This window comes from Christensenella timonensis, assembly GCF_900087015.1.
Taxonomy (GTDB): Bacteria; Bacillota; Clostridia; order Christensenellales; family Christensenellaceae; genus Christensenella; species Christensenella timonensis.
Genome location: NZ_FLKP01000001.1, coordinates 189,117 through 206,934 on the forward strand (window position 1 = coordinate 189,117; position 17,818 = coordinate 206,934).

Annotated in this window: 16 protein-coding genes; 1 reads left to right on the top strand and 15 read right to left on the bottom strand. The window is 54.4% G+C overall.

The features are described 5' to 3' along the window. Nucleotides 1–12: 12 nt before the first annotated feature. Genes BN6471_RS00905 through BN6471_RS00915 form a run of 3 tightly spaced genes read right to left on the bottom strand, consistent with a single transcriptional unit; the run spans nucleotide 13 to nucleotide 2,747 of the window. Complete coding sequence (locus BN6471_RS00905) at nucleotides 13–1,185, bottom strand: iron-containing alcohol dehydrogenase (protein WP_066644624.1); 1,173 nt, start codon at nucleotides 1,183–1,185, stop codon at nucleotides 13–15. A 19-nt stretch (nucleotides 1,186–1,204) separates the two neighbouring features. Beyond that, nucleotides 1,205–1,822 (bottom strand): class II aldolase/adducin family protein, encoded by a 618-nt coding sequence (locus tag BN6471_RS00910; RefSeq protein WP_066644626.1) that lies wholly within the window; start codon nucleotides 1,820–1,822, stop codon nucleotides 1,205–1,207. Between the two features lie 13 nt (nucleotides 1,823–1,835). Then, nucleotides 1,836–2,747, bottom strand: coding sequence for a ribokinase (locus tag BN6471_RS00915; RefSeq protein WP_066644878.1), 912 nt, complete (start codon nucleotides 2,745–2,747; stop codon nucleotides 1,836–1,838). Between the two features lie 143 nt (nucleotides 2,748–2,890). Here BN6471_RS00915 and BN6471_RS00920 point away from each other — a divergent pair, with 143 nt between their 5' ends. Beyond that, nucleotides 2,891–3,796: an AraC family transcriptional regulator gene (locus BN6471_RS00920; RefSeq protein ID WP_162270157.1), complete on the top strand. Its 906-nt coding sequence runs from the start codon at nucleotides 2,891–2,893 to the stop codon at nucleotides 3,794–3,796. A 49-nt stretch (nucleotides 3,797–3,845) separates the two neighbouring features. Here the strand turns inward: BN6471_RS00920 and BN6471_RS00925 are convergent, their stop codons facing one another. From BN6471_RS00925 to BN6471_RS00980, 12 genes are all read right to left on the bottom strand, one after another. Beyond that, the gene (locus tag BN6471_RS00925; protein WP_066644637.1) at nucleotides 3,846–5,105 is read right to left on the bottom strand and encodes an O-acetylhomoserine aminocarboxypropyltransferase/cysteine synthase family protein; all 1,260 of its coding nucleotides are present in this window, start codon (nucleotides 5,103–5,105) and stop codon (nucleotides 3,846–3,848) included. A 34-nt stretch (nucleotides 5,106–5,139) separates the two neighbouring features. Beyond that, on the bottom strand, nucleotides 5,140–5,874 hold the full coding sequence (gene ymfI, locus BN6471_RS00930; RefSeq protein ID WP_066644652.1) for an elongation factor P 5-aminopentanone reductase: 735 nt from the start codon (nucleotides 5,872–5,874) through the stop codon (nucleotides 5,140–5,142). A gap of 122 nt (nucleotides 5,875–5,996) precedes the next feature. After that, nucleotides 5,997–7,199 carry a substrate-binding domain-containing protein gene (locus BN6471_RS00935; protein ID WP_066644654.1) on the bottom strand — a complete coding sequence of 401 codons (1,203 nt, stop codon included), beginning with the start codon at nucleotides 7,197–7,199 and terminating at the stop codon, nucleotides 5,997–5,999. A gap of 70 nt (nucleotides 7,200–7,269) precedes the next feature. Further along, nucleotides 7,270–8,241 (bottom strand): ABC transporter permease, encoded by a 972-nt coding sequence (locus BN6471_RS00940; RefSeq protein WP_066644656.1) that lies wholly within the window; start codon nucleotides 8,239–8,241, stop codon nucleotides 7,270–7,272. Next, nucleotides 8,225–9,721 carry a sugar ABC transporter ATP-binding protein gene (locus tag BN6471_RS00945; RefSeq protein WP_066644659.1) on the bottom strand — a complete coding sequence of 499 codons (1,497 nt, stop codon included), beginning with the start codon at nucleotides 9,719–9,721 and terminating at the stop codon, nucleotides 8,225–8,227. The genes BN6471_RS00940 and BN6471_RS00945 overlap by 17 nt, the downstream gene beginning before the upstream one ends. Nucleotides 9,722–9,831: 110 nt before the next feature. Then, nucleotides 9,832–10,734, bottom strand: coding sequence for a glycyl-radical enzyme activating protein (locus BN6471_RS00950; protein WP_066644662.1), 903 nt, complete (start codon nucleotides 10,732–10,734; stop codon nucleotides 9,832–9,834). 14 nt (nucleotides 10,735–10,748) lie between these two features. Beyond that, nucleotides 10,749–13,223, bottom strand: a complete 2,475-nt coding sequence (locus BN6471_RS00955) for a glycyl radical protein (RefSeq protein WP_082903243.1) — start codon at nucleotides 13,221–13,223, stop codon at nucleotides 10,749–10,751. Between the two features lie 357 nt (nucleotides 13,224–13,580). Next, entirely contained in the window at nucleotides 13,581–14,120 is a 540-nt protein-coding gene (locus tag BN6471_RS00960; RefSeq protein ID WP_066644666.1) for an ECF transporter S component, read from the bottom strand. Nucleotides 14,121–14,148: 28 nt separating this feature from the next. Continuing rightward, a complete protein-coding gene (locus BN6471_RS13060; RefSeq protein ID WP_082903244.1) occupies nucleotides 14,149–15,237 on the bottom strand; it encodes a uridine kinase family protein in 1,089 nt (362 codons plus the stop codon). A 164-nt stretch (nucleotides 15,238–15,401) separates the two neighbouring features. After that, complete coding sequence (locus tag BN6471_RS00970) at nucleotides 15,402–15,815, bottom strand: DUF3842 family protein (RefSeq protein WP_066644669.1); 414 nt, start codon at nucleotides 15,813–15,815, stop codon at nucleotides 15,402–15,404. 64 nt (nucleotides 15,816–15,879) lie between these two features. Further along, nucleotides 15,880–16,863, bottom strand: coding sequence for a carbohydrate kinase family protein (locus BN6471_RS00975; protein ID WP_066644671.1), 984 nt, complete (start codon nucleotides 16,861–16,863; stop codon nucleotides 15,880–15,882). A 17-nt stretch (nucleotides 16,864–16,880) separates the two neighbouring features. Then, the gene (locus BN6471_RS00980) at nucleotides 16,881–17,798 is read right to left on the bottom strand and encodes a glycyl-radical enzyme activating protein (RefSeq protein WP_066644673.1); all 918 of its coding nucleotides are present in this window, start codon (nucleotides 17,796–17,798) and stop codon (nucleotides 16,881–16,883) included. Between the last annotated feature and the right edge of the window lie 20 nt (nucleotides 17,799–17,818).

Genomic DNA, 17,818 nt, shown 5'->3' on the forward strand with positions numbered 1-17,818 from the left:
CTGTTTGACAGTCTATCGGTAAGACTGTTTCAGGATATCGATGATGTCTTCCTTCGACAGCTCGTAAATATCCACGGAATCGATGCCTACATCGTCCACAACGATATCTGCGATGCGTTCAAAATCTTCCGGCTTCATGCCGTATTCCGAAAGCGCCAGCTCGCGGGCGCCTGTTTTGTCGAGCATCTTTACAAGGCCATTCACAAAATTCTGTCCTTTATCTCCCATGACAGGCGCTTCGCCCATGATGTCCCCAAGCTGCTCCAGCATATCCGGTACGAGAGCCTTGATCTTTGTATAATACGCCTCTGCAAGGACGATCAGGCTGGCGCCGTGCGGCAATTTGGGAAACAGGCCGCCCAGGCACTGCCCAATGATATGGTGGGACGTCGTATTGATGAGCGCCTGCGTATATCCGCTCAATACATCGGCTGCAAAAGCGATATTCGTCCGCGCCTCTTCGTTTTTCCCGTCCTCCGCGACAACGGGCAGCCACTGCGTCACCAGCCGCACGGATTCCGCGCCGTACATATCGACCAGCTTGTTTTTATTCTGGTTGACGATATAACATTCCGCCGCATGGAAAAATGCGTCAAAGCCCTGGTAGATCGTCAGGTGCCGCGGCAGCGACATCGTGATCTGCGGATCAATAAACGATATCTGCGGGAAGATCGCATCCACCGCAAAATCGAGCTTCTCCCCTGTTTCTTCATTGGTGATCACGCAATACGGGTCTGTCTCTGTTCCCGTACCCGCTGTCGTAGAGATCGCCACCACCGGGGCCGCGCTGCGGATCTCCTTGCGCCCGCCCGATCCCGCGCTTGCGTAATCCCACAGGTCTCCGGGGTTTTCCAGCATGATTGCGATGGCCTTCGCCGTGTCGATGGTGCTGCCTCCCCCAAGGCCGATACAAAAATCGCATCCTTCGTTCCGAGCGATATCGACGCCCTTCATCACGTCTTCGCGCGTCGGGTTGGGCATCACGTGGTCGTTCACCACAACCTCTACGCCATTTTTCTTAAGCAGCGCGACCACCCGCCCAAGCAGCCCGGACGGTTCGATGAATCCATCCTGCAGTACGCATAAAAGCGCTTTTTTGCCCGGCAGGGGCATGCTTTTTAATTCCTCCAGCCTTCCGTTCCCAAACACCACGCGCGTCGGGATAAAACTATCCGCACTAAACATTTTCCTCACCTTTCCTTTTCTATAAACTAAGCAGAAATTCCACTTCATCCGCCGGCAGGTCGTTTTCCTTTCCGATCAGCCGCGAAATGACGCATATCTTTGCCGCGCTCTCCACCGATTCCAGCTTGTTAAGCGCGTCGTACGCTGTTTTTCCTACCGCCAGCACACCGTGGTTTGCCAGCAGCATGATGTCCTTTCCTTTTTTGAGGATATCGCCTGCCCCGGCATAAATGCTGTCCGATCCGGGACGGCCGTACGGGAGGACTTCCACCTCCTTGTGATCCCACAAAAGCTCCGCGTGCGCATGCGATACAAAGGGCATGTTGCACATGGCAAACGCCGTCAAAAACGGGGCATGCGAATGTACCACGCCGCCGATATCCTCGCGCAGCCCGTACATCGCGGCATGCATTTTCAACTCGGACGACGGCGGGTATACCCCCGCAACCTGCTTTTCCTTTTCATCAAAAACAGCGATCATGTCGCCCGTCAGCCATTCCTTGTTTTTGCCGGACGGCGTGATATACAGGTATCCGTCCCGTTTGACGGATACGTTGCCTTCATAAGCATTTGCCAGCAGCTTATCGTCCATGCGCTTTGCAACGCGCAATACTTCCCTGATTGCTTCGCTTTCCATTCCCGTCCCTTTCCTACAGCGCAAATACCTGCGCAACTTCCTCGTATGTGGGGATCGAGCGGAACGATCCTTTTCTCTGTACGCTGACAGAGGACACCGCATTGGCGAACTTCGCCGCTGTAAACAGGTCTTTGTCCTTCCAGATCGCCACGGCAAGCCCCGCGTTAAACGAATCGCCCGCGCCCGTCGTATCGACGGCTTTTACCTTGTATGCTTCGACCATTTCGGTTCTTTGCCCGTCGGATACGAAAGCGCCGCGCCCTCCCAAGGTGATCACAACGTTTTTTACGCCTTTTCCATGGAAAAACGCACAGGCTTCAGCCGCGCTCTTTTCATCGTCCACTGCAAATCCGCAATATCCCGCCGCTTCGCTTTCGTTGGGTGTGATGATATCAATATATTGATAAAACCCATCCGGGATCTCCTTTACCGGCGCAGGGTTGACGATGGTCACCGCCCCGTATTCCTTCGCCATCTTCATGGCATATTCGCATGTTTCCATCGGCGGCATGAATTCCGTCATCACGACCTTTGCATCCCGTATTACATCGCGGTTCTGCTCCACATATTCGGGCGTGACCGCCCTGTCCGCCGCATGTACGATACTGATCGCGTTGGCGCCGCTTTCTTCCACCATCACAAATGCCGACCCGCACAGCATATCCTTTGCCATGCCGATCCTTTCGCAATTGACGCCCGCCCACGCAAGGTCGCTTTTCAAAAGCGGTAAATTGGGATCAAGCTCTCCCATCATGCTGATAAAACAGGTAGGGACACCGAGCCTCGCGACCGCGCCGATCTGGATCGCCCCTTTGCCGCCTATGGCCATGCTCAGGGAATCCCCAAATACCGTTTCCCCCGGCATGGGCAGCCGTTTGTTGTGTACGATATAATCTACATTGATGCTTCCGACATGCGTGATCATTTTTTCCACCCCCATATTATGCAATAACATATGTGCTTATAGTTGACTTTTGTGCTTTCCTTTATGTATAATTATATTGACGGCAGGCAAAAATGTACATCAATATATTGCCGAAAACTATCATTATCATAGCTAGGTGTTTTATGCATATCACATACTTGTCCAGCGACCAGACGCTGCGCGAATTGAATCAGGATGCTTCTCTGGATATCTATCTGGACCAAATCGAACACTCCCGCCGCGGCAACATCCCGTGGCAGCGGGACAGTATTCCCTGGCATTGGCACGCGGAGATCGAATTCGTCATCGCCAACCGCGGTACGACGGAGATATCCGTCGCGGAGGATACCGTCCTGCTGCATGAGGGCGAAGGCATGTTCATCAACGGCAGCCAGTTGCACCGCATCCGTCCGCGGCGCGGGGACGATTCGTCCCTGTTTACCGTTGCGGTCAGTCCGCGCCTTTTGGGGAGCAGCGGATTTGACCTGCTGTCCACCAAATATATCCTTCCCTATATTGGCGATACAGCGGTCAAATACACAAAATTTTCCGGTGAAATCCCATGGCAGGCACAGGCGCTTTCTTATCTTGGGCACATCCGCCAGGTATCGTCCGCGCACGCTTTCGGCTTTGAATTCGATATGCGTAACGCGGTCTGCAGCCTGTGGCTGCTGCTGCTGGAACATGTGTTTACAGGCGCCCCCACCAGCCAGCGAACCTCCACCAACGATGAACTGCGCATCAAGCAGGCGCTCGCCTTTGTACACGAGCACTATGCCGAGGATATCTCCCTTGCAGATATCAGCAACGCTATCAATTTGAGCAAAAGCGAATGCTGCCGTTCGTTTAAACGCGTCCTGCGCGTCACGCCCATCGATTCGCTGATTGCTTACCGCCTGGAACGCGCGGCTGCCCTGCTTTTGGATACCGGCCTGCCGGTCAGTACGATCGCCACCATGACCGGCTTTAACAGCCTCAGCTATTTCAGCAAGCTTTTCCGCGAACGGATCGGCTGTACCCCAAGAAGGTATCGCTGCCGTCCCAAATGACGATACAAAAAAAGGCTTTGCGCCCGCAAAGCCTTTTTATTTTCCTGTGTCAGATATTGGCAAATCCCCGCTTTAAATCATCCAGGATATCCTCGATATTTTCGATCCCCACGGAAAGGCGGATCATGCCCGGCGTGATACCCGCCGCAACGAGCTGTTCATCCGTTAACTGTCGATGTGTCTCGCTCGCCGGATGCAGGACGCATGTTTTCACGGTCGCCACATGAACCACATTCGCCGCAAGCTCCAAGCTATCCATGAAGCGGATCGCCGCCTCGCGGCCGCCCTTCAGGGAAAAGGCGATCACTCCGCTTGCGCCGTCCGGCAGGTACTTGCGCCCCAGCTCATAATATCGATCGCCCACAAGCCCCGGATAGCTCACGCTCTCCACCTGCTCCTGGGACTTCAGGAACTTCGCGGCCGCAAGCGCATTTTCGCTGTGCCGCGCTATGCGCAGGGCAAGCGTTTCCAGCCCCATGTTGAGTAAAAACGCGCCATGCGCCGTAGGGCTCGCCCCAATGTCGCGCATCAGCTGCGTCCGTGCTTTTGTGATATACGCCAGCTTACCAAACGCCTCCGTATAGACGGTGCCGTGGTAGCTTTCATCCGGCTGCGTAAGGCCGGGGTAATCCTTCCAGTCAAAGTTTCCGCTGTCGACGATCACACCGCCCAATTGCACCGCGTGCCCGTCCATATATTTGGAAGTGGAATGTGTCACAATATCCGCGCCGAATTCAAACGGGCGGCAAAGGATCGGGGTTGCAAACGTATTGTCCACAATGAGCGGAACGCCGTGCTTATGCGCGATCTTTGCAAAACGCTCGATATCAAAGACCGAAATCGCGGGGTTGGCAATCGTTTCCCCAAACACCAGCTTGGTATTCGGCCGGAACGCTTTCTCAATCTCCTCATCCGGCGCGTCCTGGTCGATGAACGTCGTTTCAATTCCCAGCTTTTCCAGCGTGACGCCAAACAGGTTGATCGTCCCGCCGTATATTTCGGAAGCACACACCATATGGTCTCCCGCGCCCATAATGTTGAGGATCGCGATCATGTTCGCACTCTGCCCGGAAGCGGTGCACATCGCGCCCACGCCGCCCTCCAAGGCCGCGATCTTTTCTTCCACATAACCGACCGTCGGGTTTGCGAGGCGCGTGTAAAAATACCCCGCCGCCTTCAGGTCAAATAAATCGCCGATATGCTCCGTCGAATCATAATCAAAGGTCGTGGACTGGTAGATCGGCAGCGCATGCGGCTCGCCGTTTTTGGGCTTCCATCCTTCATGCAGGCATTTTGTTTCGATTCTCATATGATGTTTCCCTCCATAATTATAAAATATATATTTATATCACGATGCCGCCGTTGGGGCTTATCACCTGCCCCGTAATGAATTTGCTTTTCTCCTCGGCCAGGAACAGGATCGCCTGCGCGATATCGTCCGGCTCGCCGATGCAGCCGAGCGGCGTTTCTTCCTTCAGCCCTTCCTTTGTATCCGTATCGAGCGCAGCGTTCATCTGCGTTTCCACAACGCCGGGCGCGACACAGTTGACCTGTATGCCCGATGGGCCGACTTCTTTTGCGAGCGCTTTGGTAAAGCCGATCACCGCCGCCTTGGACGCCGAATAATGCACCTCGCAGGAAGCCCCGGCGATGCCCCAGATGGACGATACATTGACGATCTTGCCGCGTTTTTCGCTGATCATCTGTCCTAAGGCCGCCTGCGCGCAGTGGAACATCCCTTTGATATTGATATCGAACATCCGATCCCAGTCGCTCTCTGTAATATCCGAAAACAGCTTTTGCTGGGCGACCCCCGCGTTGTTCACCAACACATCCACGCGGGAAAACGCCTCGCGTGCATAAGCGAACATCTCGTCCACTTCCTCGCGTTTCGAGACATCCGCATACACCATCTCCGCCGAAGCGTGCAGCGCCCTAAGCGCGTCGCGCAGCTCGCGTGCATCCTGTTCATGCGTACGGTAATTGACCAGGACATTATATCCCTCTTTTGCAAATGCCAGCGCCGTCGCGCGGCCGATCCCCCGCGAAGCGCCCGTAATGAGCACCGTCCTGTTCATAGCAGCATCCTTTCCAAAGCTTACGCCTTATTATACCGCATCCCACTTTGAAAGAAAACATCAAAAAACAGGCGCGTCCACAAGAAGGGGCACGCCTGCTTTCTGGATGAGCCGTCCTGTCCTTACTTCATGAGGGAAGCAATGTCGTCCGGGAGCGGCTGGTTATAGATCGCCGTCCAGGATTCAGCCAATGTTTCCTGCGTTACATTGACCGGGTCGATCAGCACCATCTTCGGTACGCTTTCGCCGACCGCGTCAAGCGCGCCTGCGATCATGCAGTTATAACCCACGCTGTACGGCTGCTGTGCGCCGATGCCTTTGACCATGCCGCCTTCCGCCATGATCCTTGCCACGTTGTATCCGAGGTCAACGCAGGTCACGACGAAATCGTCGCCAAGTCCCACACTCTTCGCAGAGGAGATCACGCCTTCCGCCGGGACGTCCCACTGGGCATACGCGCCGTCAAGGTCAGGATACTTCGCAAAGACACCGTCTGCAAGGGCTGCGCAGTCTGTCGCTTCCGTGAATCCCTCCTGTGTCACGATCTCGATATCCGGGAAGTTCTTTTCGATATAATCGCGGAAGCCCTGGTCGCGCGCTTTGTTGCCGAGGTTGGGTGCCGTCCAGCTGAACATCGCGATCTTTCCCTTGCCGCCAAGCTGCTGCGCCATGTCTTTGGCACATTCCATGCCCGCGCCGTAGGTGTTCGTTGTAACCAGGCTGGCATAATCGTCTTCACCGAGGTTGGAATTGATGTTATCAAAATAAACCATGGATACACCGCTTGCCGCCGCGTCCTTTTCCTGTTGTGTCATCGCTTCCACATCCACCTGCATGATAATGACGATATCAGGATTCAATGCCAGCACGCTCTCAAGGTCGGTCGCCTGCTGTTCTGCCTTCCAGTCGCAGTTGGTCTGCGCTACGATCTCGATACCCAGTTCCCCTGCCGCCTTCGTTGCGCCGTCGATCACTGCCGCAGAATAAGATTCGCCCGTCGTATGCATGACAAGCGCCGCTGTCAGCTTGCCTTCTTTGATCTTTGCCGCCTGCTCGTCCGTCAGTTTGAAATCGTTTACGCTGACCGGCTCCACCCCGTCAAAACGCACCACCCATTCGTTTGGCGTTTCCATATCCGGCAGGTCGATACTTGCCCCCTCTGCCGCCGGTGCGGATGCTTCCGTGGTTTTTGTGGCCGCTGCCGATGATTCCGCCGGGGCGGACGACTGCGCCGGTGCAGACGACTCTGCCGGTGTGGACGCACACCCTGCAAAGCATGTCACTGCGAGCAACACTGCCAAAATGAGTCCTACTGTCTTTTTCATTTTCTTCCTCCTGTTTTTCCTTATTTATATCAACCCCCGGCCTTACGCAGCCGGATGGATCGATCCATGCTTATTCTTTGCCTTTGCGCAGTGAGCTGATCGTTCCCAGCGCGGTCGCCGCAATCACGACGATACCCCGGATGATCATTTGCTGCGAAGCGGACATGCCCGCAATGACCAGGCCGTTGTCGATCATCGCCATCATCCATGCGCCGACAAAGGTTCCCACGATCGTCGCCACGCCGCCGTTCATGCTTGTGCCGCCCAGCACCACCGCTGCGATGACGTTCATTTCCGCGCCGTCGCCGTATACGTAGTTCGCCGCCTCCAGCCTTGCCGAGTAAAGGATACCTGCAAAGCTTGAAAAAAGTCCGCTTAGGAGCATGACCTTCAGCTTAATGTCCTTGACGTTCACGCCCGAATACCGCGCCGCCTGTTCGTTTCCGCCCACGGCCAGTACCTTTGGCCCGAACGGTATTTTCTTCAATAATATGAATGCGATGATAAGGCAGACGATACACCAGATGATCATGACCGGGATGCCGAATACCGTGCCGTTCCCAAACACTTCCGAATAGGTTTTGTCATAAATGGGGATGGACTGCGAATTCGCCACCCACATGGAAAGGCCTTTTAAAATTGTCATCGTACCAATGGTGATCAAAAATGAAGGAAGCCCGGTCCCCACAAGGATCCCGCCGTTTATAAGGCCGATGAGCGCCCCTGTCCCCAATGCAGCCAGGACTGCCACAAACGCGTTTCCGCCGCTTTGCATCACGAGCGCCGCCACAATGCCCGACATAGCGACGTTCGCGCCCACTGTAAGGTCGATCTGCCCGCAACCGATCACGAACACCATGCCAAAGCACATGATACCGATCGTACTCATCTGCCGGAGGATGTTCACCTGGTTGATCGGTTTTAAGAATCCCGTATCCCCGAGCAAGATCGTAAAGACCAGGAATGCCACCACGATCGCGATATACACGATCCCTTTTTGTAAATCAAACTTCTTCCATAAACTTTTACTGCTGGACTGCATTTTGCAAAACCTCCTCTGTCCCTATTTCTTCATGCCTTAACTCATTGATGATCCTGCCTTTTTTCAGGATATAGATCCTGTCGCATACCGCCATCAATTCCTGCAGTTCCGACGAAACAAAAATCGCCCCATTCCCCTCGTTGGTAAATTTGCGTATCGTTGCAATCAATTCTTTTTTGGAACTGATATCCACGCCTGCCGTCGGTTCATCCAAAAGCATGATCTTCATATCCGAGCGCAGCCACTTGGAAACGACGATCTTCTGTTGGTTCCCGCCGGATAAAAGCCGTATCATCTGGTCGATCGAATCCGTTTTGACCGCAAGTTCGTCGATACTGTATTTGGTCGCCTGTTCCATCTTTTTCTGGTCCAGGAACGGTCCCTTTTTCATTTTTCCCAAAACGGGAAGCGTCAGGTTGTCCTTTACCGAGTGCATAAGCACCAGGCCCTGCGTACGCCTGTCCTCCGGTACGAGGCCGAACCCTGCCCGAATGGCGTCCTGCACGGACTTGACGGATGTTTGCGCCCCCTGTACGGTGACCTTTCCCCCCTGCGCCCTGCGGATGCCGAAAAGCGTTTCCAATATTTCCGTACGGCCGCTGCTCAAAAGCCCGGCAAAGCCGATCACCTCGCCCTTGTGCAGCCGGAATGAGATATCCCTGATCCAACCGTCTACCTGCAGGCCAGCTACCTCCAAAAGCGTTTCATCAAAGGTATCCTGAAGCGGCGGATGCCATTCAAAAGACGTACTGTTTTCTTCGCCCATCATGTGCGTGATCATTTTCTCGATGGATAATTCCCGGCCATTAAGCTCCGCTACGATCTGTCCGTCGCGCAAAATGGTCACGCTGTCTGCGATAGACATGATCTCGTTCATGCGGTGCGAGATATAGATGATGCCAATCCCTTGCTGCTTTAAGTTCTCAATGATACGGAACAGGTTTTCTACTTCCTTGGTGGAAAGCGAAGCGGTTGGCTCGTCCATGACGAGGATGCGTGCATCCCCGGAAAGCGCCTTTACGATCTCTACCATCTGCCGTTCCCCAACGGTCAGCTTCCCAAGCGTCGTATCCGGGTCGATATCCACACCCAGCAGCTCAAGGAGCTTAAGCGCACGTTTGCGCATGTCCGCTTTGTCGAGGATACATTTGTGCTTCAACACCTCGTTGTTCAGGAAAATATTTTCTGTGACGGTCAGCGTCAGTACGCTGCTCATCTCCTGGAAAATCATGGCGATCCCATGTTTGAAGGCGTCTTTGTAACTTTTGAAATCCACTTCTTCCCCACAGAACGTCATGCTGCCATCGTCGCGTGTATATACGCCTGTGAGTATCTTCATCAGCGTACTCTTACCCGCGCCGTTCCCTCCGACCAATGCATGTACCTTGCCCGCATAAACATCAAAATTCACATTTTTCAAGACCTCATTCCCAAAAAAGCTTTTCGTGATGTTCTCAAGCTTCATAATGCATTTTTCCATATTTGCAGTTCCCTCCAATGCTCCAAAATTTTATAAAAACGGTACACAAACCCGGGGGACGTTTCCCGTCCCTCTTTTCCTGTATCCTGTTGTGCCGTAAAATGTATCGCTTATCCGCCCACCACGCACACAAGGCCCGCTTCCCGTACCTGCTGTGCGAGCGGCTCGACCTCCTTGCGGTCAAGCGTCCCGATATCTGCCAGCGCATATTCCATGTCGAGCGCCTGGTATTTATAACTGCCCAGTTGGTGGAAAGGCAGCAAGTCGATCCGCCCAATATCATTTTCCTGCGCCAGCGCGACCACCTGTCCGATGAATTCGCGCGACTGGTTGAAGCCCGGGATGACCGGGCAGCGCAGCCGGACTTTTTTCCCTTTTTTCCGCAGCCTCTTCAAATTTTCCAATATATGTCCCAGCGGATAACCGGAGAACGTGCTGAATTGCATTTCATCCAGCGTCTTAATATCGAACAATACCTCCCCTGCATATTCAAGAGCCCACCAGAACTGCTCCCACGGAGCCGCACCGCACGTTTCCACCGCAGTGTCGATGAACTCCGTGCCGCACCGCCTGATGCACTCCCGTACGAAATCCGGCTGCATCGTCGCTTCCCCGCCTGAGAAGGTGGCGCCGCCCTCGGAACGGACGTAATATTCGCTATCCTTTTGTATCTCGGCCATTACCTCGTCCACCGTCATATCCTGCCCGAACAGTGTCCGTGCATCGTAAAAACATTTGCTTACGCATGCCCCGCAGTTTATGCACAAAGCCCTGTCCGTGACGACCTCGCCGCCCGCCGCAGATATCGCCCCCTGCGGGCAGGCCGGGATGCACCGTCCGCATTGCAGGCACTTGTGCTTGCTGAACGCCAGCTGGTTCTGCATCGATTGGGATTCCGGGTTGCAGCACCACGGACAGCTTAGGGGACAGCCCTTCAAAAAAATGATGGTGCGTATCCCCAGCCCGTCGTGCATGTGGTAGCGTTCTATATTGTAGATTTTTCCTTTTATCATCCTGCTCCCCGCCTTCAGATCGTGTGGACGGTCCGCGCGATGATGTCGTCCTGCAATGCTTCGTCAATGGCCGTAAACAGGGCGCTGTATCCCGCAACGCGCACCATCAGGTCTTTGTACTTTTCCGGATTTTCCTTGGCTTCTTTGAGTACCTTCGTGTCGATCATATTGAACTGGATGTGCTGCCCTTTGAAATCACCTAAATAGGTGCGCAGCATGGCGATGAACCGTTCCCGCGCTTCCGGCGTTTCGATCGTCTTGGGGTCGACGCGCATGTTGTAAAGCGTCCCGCCGGAAAGCAGCAGGTTGGGTATCTTACCCACCGACTTTAAGGCCGCCGTGGGCCCGTTGATATCTGTCCCGTGCATGGGGGAGGTCGTGTCCGCAAGCGGTTCCCCGCTCTTCCGCCCGTCGGGCGTCGCACCGACGATCTCTCCTAAGGGCACGTTGGAGGAAACCGTGTTCGCCGAAGGCACCCATACGCCGCCAATGGGGCCGCGCCCATAGCGCGTGGTATGGTATTTGACTTCCTCTTCAAATACGAAGTTTAAATAGTCGCTCATGATGCCGTCCACATAATCGTCGTCATTTCCATATTTGGGCGCTTTCAGCAGCATCTGCCGGATCTCTTCGCCGCTGGGCGTGGTGGCCATATCCCCAAAGTTCGTCTTGAGCGCATGCATCAGTTCTTTTCCGCTGACCACCCGGTCGTCAAACACCAGCTTTTTGACTGCCGCAAGGGAATTGCCCGTATTTGCAACGCCCATGTAGAGCGGGCCGCAGAAATCATAGACCGCGCCGCCCTCCTTGACCGTCTTGCCCCGCTCGATGCAGTCGTCGATCAGCATGGACATCAGCGGATCGGCAATTCCAAACTCCGTCGCCAAGTCGAGCGTATTGTCATAGATCACGTGCTGGCGGATATAGTAGCGCATTTGCTCCTTGAACGCTTCATACAGCTCGTCATAGCTTTTGAAGGTCGTAAGGTCGCCGCTTCCCTTGTGCGGGCACTTGCCTGTCCGCGGGTCTGTCCCGCCGTTCATCGCCAGCTCCAGCGCTTTTGTCATGTTGACGAATGCCGCTCCGTCCGGGCGGTTGCTCTGCTTGCCCTCGATAAGCGGTTCGCCGCAGCCCACGCACGAATAGTCGTATGCATCCTGTAGGGATACCCCGCGGTTCACCAGCGCTAAGATATAGTTCTCATCGCTGTAATAGGCTGGTTGTCCGCCGCCCAGTTTATTGACGTCCAGTATAGCGTTCATGTAACGGTTTGAAGCCCGGTCGTGGTACCTTGCCGACATCGGGTTATTGAGCTGCATGATGGCCTGGCATTCCAAAATCAGGTAGGTCATCTCATTGGTCGCGTCGCGCCCAAAACGGTCCTGCCCGCCGATCGTCATGTTCTGCGCCACTACATAGCCGCGGAACGACGCCGTACTCTGCCAATCGAGCACACGCGTGATCTGGAACATCTTGAGCATCATATTGGAAAACAGCTCCTTGATCCCGTCCTCGCCCACGCCGTCTTTTATTGCCTTTTGGTAGTAGGGGTAAAGCTTCTGATCCACCCGCCCGAATGAAAATGCGCTGCCGTTCCCTTCGATATTAAGCACAAGGTTGGTAAAAAACATCGACTGGATCGCTTCGTGGATATCACGCGCCGGCTCCATCGGTACATGGGCGCAGACGTCTGCGATCTTAAGCAGCTCCTGTTTGCGCTGCCCATCCGTTTCTTTGTCCGCCAGTTCCCGTGCCAGCGCAGCATAGCGCCCCGCAAACAGCTCGATGCTGTCGCAGTTTAATAGCACCGACTGCAAAAACGGCAGTTTGTTTAGGTCGTCTACGACAGAAAGGTCAAGCGCCCCGATCGCCTTTTCCGCCCGCTTGCGGAAATTTTTGATCCCTTCCCGCAGCACCCTTTCCAAATTGACCGTGACATGCCCTTCCGCACAGATGATCAGGTAGTCCGTATCGATCATGCCGATCTCATACGCTTCCCACGCCTCTGCCGGTATCCTTGCAAGCACATGGTCTTTGTGCGTCTTGCCCTTCCAGTAGGGCGCGATCTCGCGGATCACCTTTTCGTCTTCCGGTTTGATGATAAATTTATCCCCCGGGCGTTTCTCAAAGCGGTATGGTTTGCCGTCAAGCTCCTCGATGAACCAATCGATCGCATAATCGGGGTAGACCTGTGCACAGCGGTCGCGCGTGCCGATCTCTCCCACGATCAGCTCCCCGTCCAGGATACGGATATCCAGGTTTTCCAGTACATTCCTAAGCGCCTTTGCCCTCCGTAATACGACAGGTTCGCCCTCCGTCTGCATATAGCTTTGCGTAACGAGCCGCGCGCGCGACGATTCAATCTGTGGTACCGCTTCAAAGATCCTGCTGCGCAGCTTGTCGAGCCGTGCGCTGCGATAAACGGTACGCCCTTCAAATACCGCTCCCGTATCCACCGGTTTTGTTCCTTTAACATCGTTATACTGCATATGTGCTCCCTCCGTTCTCTCGCCGTTCCCCCATCCATGCGGGGTTTCCTGTTCCCATCAAACGAATTGTTCTGTTATCAATGCCTGAATATTACGTTTGTATGATATGCTTTGAACGAAAAAGATTACATTTTCGGTCATCACAAAAACGCATAAAAAAAACGCCTGGCAGGCGCTGAATAGTCAAGATATCGATTGAACGGGAAATTAAACTATATGATGCAAGCTTTATAAAAATAATAGTCCCTTTTTAAAAAATTGTCAATCTTGTATATATTTATTTCACATATGTGTAATTCGTTGACCCGGCCATAAAAAAAGGCTTCCCCCACCGGAAAGCCCTTTGCACTTCTTTGTTTATGCCGTTTTTGCCTTGAGTTCCCTGTCAAACTGCCACCCCGTCTTTTTCAGCAGCAGAACCAAAACCGGAATCACGACGATCTGGATGATAATACCCGGCAGCGCGACCACAAACGAATTGGTCAGGAATATTTCAAAGCTGTATGGCGTGCCCGCCATACCAAGCAGGATCGTGTTCAATATCCCCGATACGACCCGTCCCGCGAGCATTGCGCCAATGAGCGCCAGATACACGTTCACCCTGCGGTACAAAAGCCCGCTGACGATGCCGTATACGCACAGCTCGAACATCATGACCAGCCCCACCGGGTAAAGCGGCGGCATCCCCGTCGCAAAGGACGATAAGAGCGGCAGTATAAAACCGCAGATCCCGCCGTATTTCCAGCCGCAGATCAGCCCGCACACCAGCACCGGGATGTGCATGGGCAGGAATACCTGTCCCGCTGCCGCCCCAAACGCGTGGAACACCATGGGCAGCAAAAGCCCTGCCGCAAGGCACAGCGCCGCCGCTACCAACTTCTTTGTTTCATTCTTCATTTCTTCTCCCTCTCTTTTCCAATTTATTTCAATTTTTTGAAAGCTTCGTTACCCTGCCGTCTGCGCCGCTTTCAAACACGGCTCCGGCCTTGGCGTATATCTCGTATTCTTCAAAATACCGTTCCTCCAGCGGCATCCACTGCTCAAAAAACGCCCGCGCGCCCAAATTCCCTTCCCGCGCGATGATCCGTTCCCGCTGCACCTCCCGGTGGACATGCAACGCCATGCTGTCCGTGTAATACGGCCGCAGCCGCGGGTGCAGCGCATACGAGCCTTCTATGATATAGCAATCCCTTTCCGGGATCTCCTGCAGCTCTGCCAAAACGCCGCGCGCACAATCGTACGGGCGGTAGCGCACGTTCCCGCCCTTTTGAAGCGGTTCCAGGACTTCGCCCTCGATCCGCTCATAATGGACGTTTCCCCCCGGCTCCAACAGCCGCTGTCTTGTCCGCAGCTCCTGCGGCAGGAAAAAATCATCCATATGCACCACGCCGCAGTCGAAAATTTCGCGTATCCGGTGTGCAAGCATCGTTTTTCCGCTTCCGCAGCGGCCGTCGATGGCAATCACGCACTTTCCCTTTTCGCTGCATTGGGCGATCCAGCGAAGCGCCGGGTAGCAATCCGCATATTTCTGCGCCACCACGCGGTAATGCGGGTGGTATGCTTCCCTGAATTCGTTGCTGTGCCGGATGCTCGGCACCCCAGTCCTCACATAGTCCGCCAGCTTTGTCTCTGTATCCGACCGTTTATGCGTCCCGTAAAAGCGGAACAATCCCAGCCTCTTTAATTTGCGCAAGAGCTCTGTGCGGCTTCCCCGCTTGGTATCCGCCGTACGCAAAAACATTTTTTCCAGCAAAAACAGGTCTGTTTCATCAAACCCTTCTGCGTTCATGTGCATCCTGCACAAGCCCCCGCCAATGGGTTCAAACATCGTTTCCCGCCTGCTTCCGCCCATTTCGCCATATTCGCGCACAAGCATATCGTGTGCCGCCCCCTCGTCCGGAACCAGGTGCTCCACGCCGAATTCGTTCTGGTAAAGCAGCTTCACCGCATCCTGCAGCGTCATTTTCTCATAGGTACTTCTGTGCCTGCCTACAATTTCTTCCCATTCTTCCATTTGTCTTTGCTCCAACAAAAAAGCCATGAATCGTTTGTTTTCTTTCCAGAAAACGCTAACTCTTCATGACTTAGTTTCCGATATCCCGTCCTGCTTTTCCGCCGGGCTTTTCATGGACGCATTCCCGCGTCACGGCTTTCTTCCTGAAAGCCGCTGCCCTTTGCTCAAGACCTGTTATTCAATTGCTTGATCGTTTCCACCGCCTCGGCGATGTGTGCCGAAAGCGCGTGATCCTTAAGCCCCATAATATTGATATGGCACCGTGAAACGGGAATGGCGATTTTTTCCGCCCCGCATGTCGCCAGCGCTTCCGCCATCCGCGGCGTGACCTCGCCGAGCATCGCGTTTGCAAAAAACACGCCGATCGGCCCGATCACTACATCGGCACGCGCACAATTGTAGAGCACAGCGTTCTCGCCTGTCGCCCCCTGCGCCTGCCCGCCCTTTAGCATATTCGCGGTCGCTGTGGCGTTCGTCCCCACCACGACCAGCTCAACCTCGGGCAGCTCTGCGCGCAGCCGTTCGACGATACTTCTTCCCATACCGCCGCCCTGCCCGTCTATTACCACTACCAGCATAAGCAAATCCTGTCTTTCATTATGTTGGTATTATACCATAAAGCTATCCGCGCCGCCAGCTTTTTTACAGCGAATCCCATCCTTTTCCCTTGAGGAATGCTTCCACCGTCTCGCGCTTCGGCATATTGCGCGCGCCGATGTTAAGCGCCTTCAGATATCCGCATGCGTTCCCCAGCTGCGCTGCCTTTTCCATCGGATACCCGTTCAAATATCCATATAAAAAGCCGCCTGCAAAGGCATCGCCAGAGCCTGTCGTATCCACGACGGGCGTATCGGTAAACCCGCTCACAAGAGCGCTGCGCACCATATCGCCGTCGCGCCACGCGATGACGCAGCCCTTGTCGCCGTCCGTGATGATCAGTACCTTGTTCCCAAATTTCTGCGCAATGTCCACCGCCGCCTTTAAAAGATCCGTTTCCTCCGTCAAGTCTTGTACGGCGTCCTTACACAGCTTGATGATATCCACGCATGCGAACGTCTTTTTCAAAAGTTCCGGGTCGGAATATTTATATTCATATAAGAACCGCGGCGCGATATCGATGTCCATGGAGGTGACCACCCCATTTTCACGGCACAGCTCCGCCGCTTCATAAAGCGGCCCCATCGGCATCTGCAGCATTTCCATGTGCACCGCTTTTGCCCCTTTGATATATTCGCTCGCCGCTTTGATATCCTCGCTGCCGATCATCCCTTCCGCGCACATCGGATGCATGATGTGGCAGCGTTCGCCGTCTTTTTTGTTGACCATCACCCATGCAAGCGAGCTGCGGGCTCCCTTCACTACGCTGCTGTACGAGAAATCGATCCCGCTTTCCTTCATGTCGCGCTGTGCGCACTGGGCATATTCGTCCTCGCCCATCTTTCCGATGTGCCCGCACGAAAGTCCTAAATTATTGATCATCGTCAAGCAATCGAGCGCCACGCCCGACGCCTTTGGCTCCACGAGCTCTGTCGAATTGATCTTTTGCTCCGCTTCCGGGAATTTTGAAACAAATGCGATGATATCGCAGTTGATCGCCCCGATTGAAATCACATCCACCTTTTTCATTGCCGCATCCTTTCTGGTTAGACCTCTACGTGTACATTGTTGAAATATTTCTTCGCTTCCCGCTCAAGCTCTGCGATCTGTTTCTGGCTGAGCGGCTGTGCGTCCGCCATCGGATAAACGCTCCCCAGCGCGTTGTGTTTGGAGATCGCCAGCTTATGGAAGGGCAGCAGGTCGATCCGCTTCACACCCTTAAGGCCCGCAGCGAAAGAAACGATACCCCCGATCTCCTCTTTTGTATCGTTGAAATCCGGGATCACCGGGATACGCACCGTGACCGCGGCGCCCGCTTCGCTCAAACGCCTGATGTTTTCCATGATCCTGTCCGGCTCCGTCCCCGTATATTCCCTGTGCTTTTTCCTGTCCGTGTGCTTCAAATCGAACAGGAACATATCCACCAGCCCGCTTGCTTCTTCGAGCGTTTCCCACGAAACCGCGCCGCACGTTTCCACCGCCGTATGCATGCCTGCGCGTTTTGCGCCGCTCAGCAGGGCAAACGCGAATTCCTTCTGGAAAAACGGTTCCCCGCCGGAGATGGTGAGGCCCCCTCCGCTCGTGATGTAAAAAGGCATATCCTTTTTTACGATATCGAGCACCTGCCCCGCGCTCATCCTTTTCCCGGTTATCTCGCGTGCGCCCTGCGGGCAGTACTGCGTACATTCCCCGCACAGATTGCATTTTTCACGCAGCGTCGTGACCCTGCCGTTTTCAAAAACGATGGCGTGCTCCGGGCAGTGCGCAATGCATGCGCCGCAGTGCGTGCACTGGTTGTCCCAGACATAAAGCGACTGCTCCCGCATACATTCCGGGTTGGAACACCACTTGCAGCGCAGCGGGCATCCGGATAGGAACACCAACGTCCGGATACCCGGGCCATCGTGCAGTGCGTGCCGCTCTATGTTGAAAACATTGCCCTCCGTTTGTAAGTCAAACTCCATACATCCCCCAATGTTGCTGT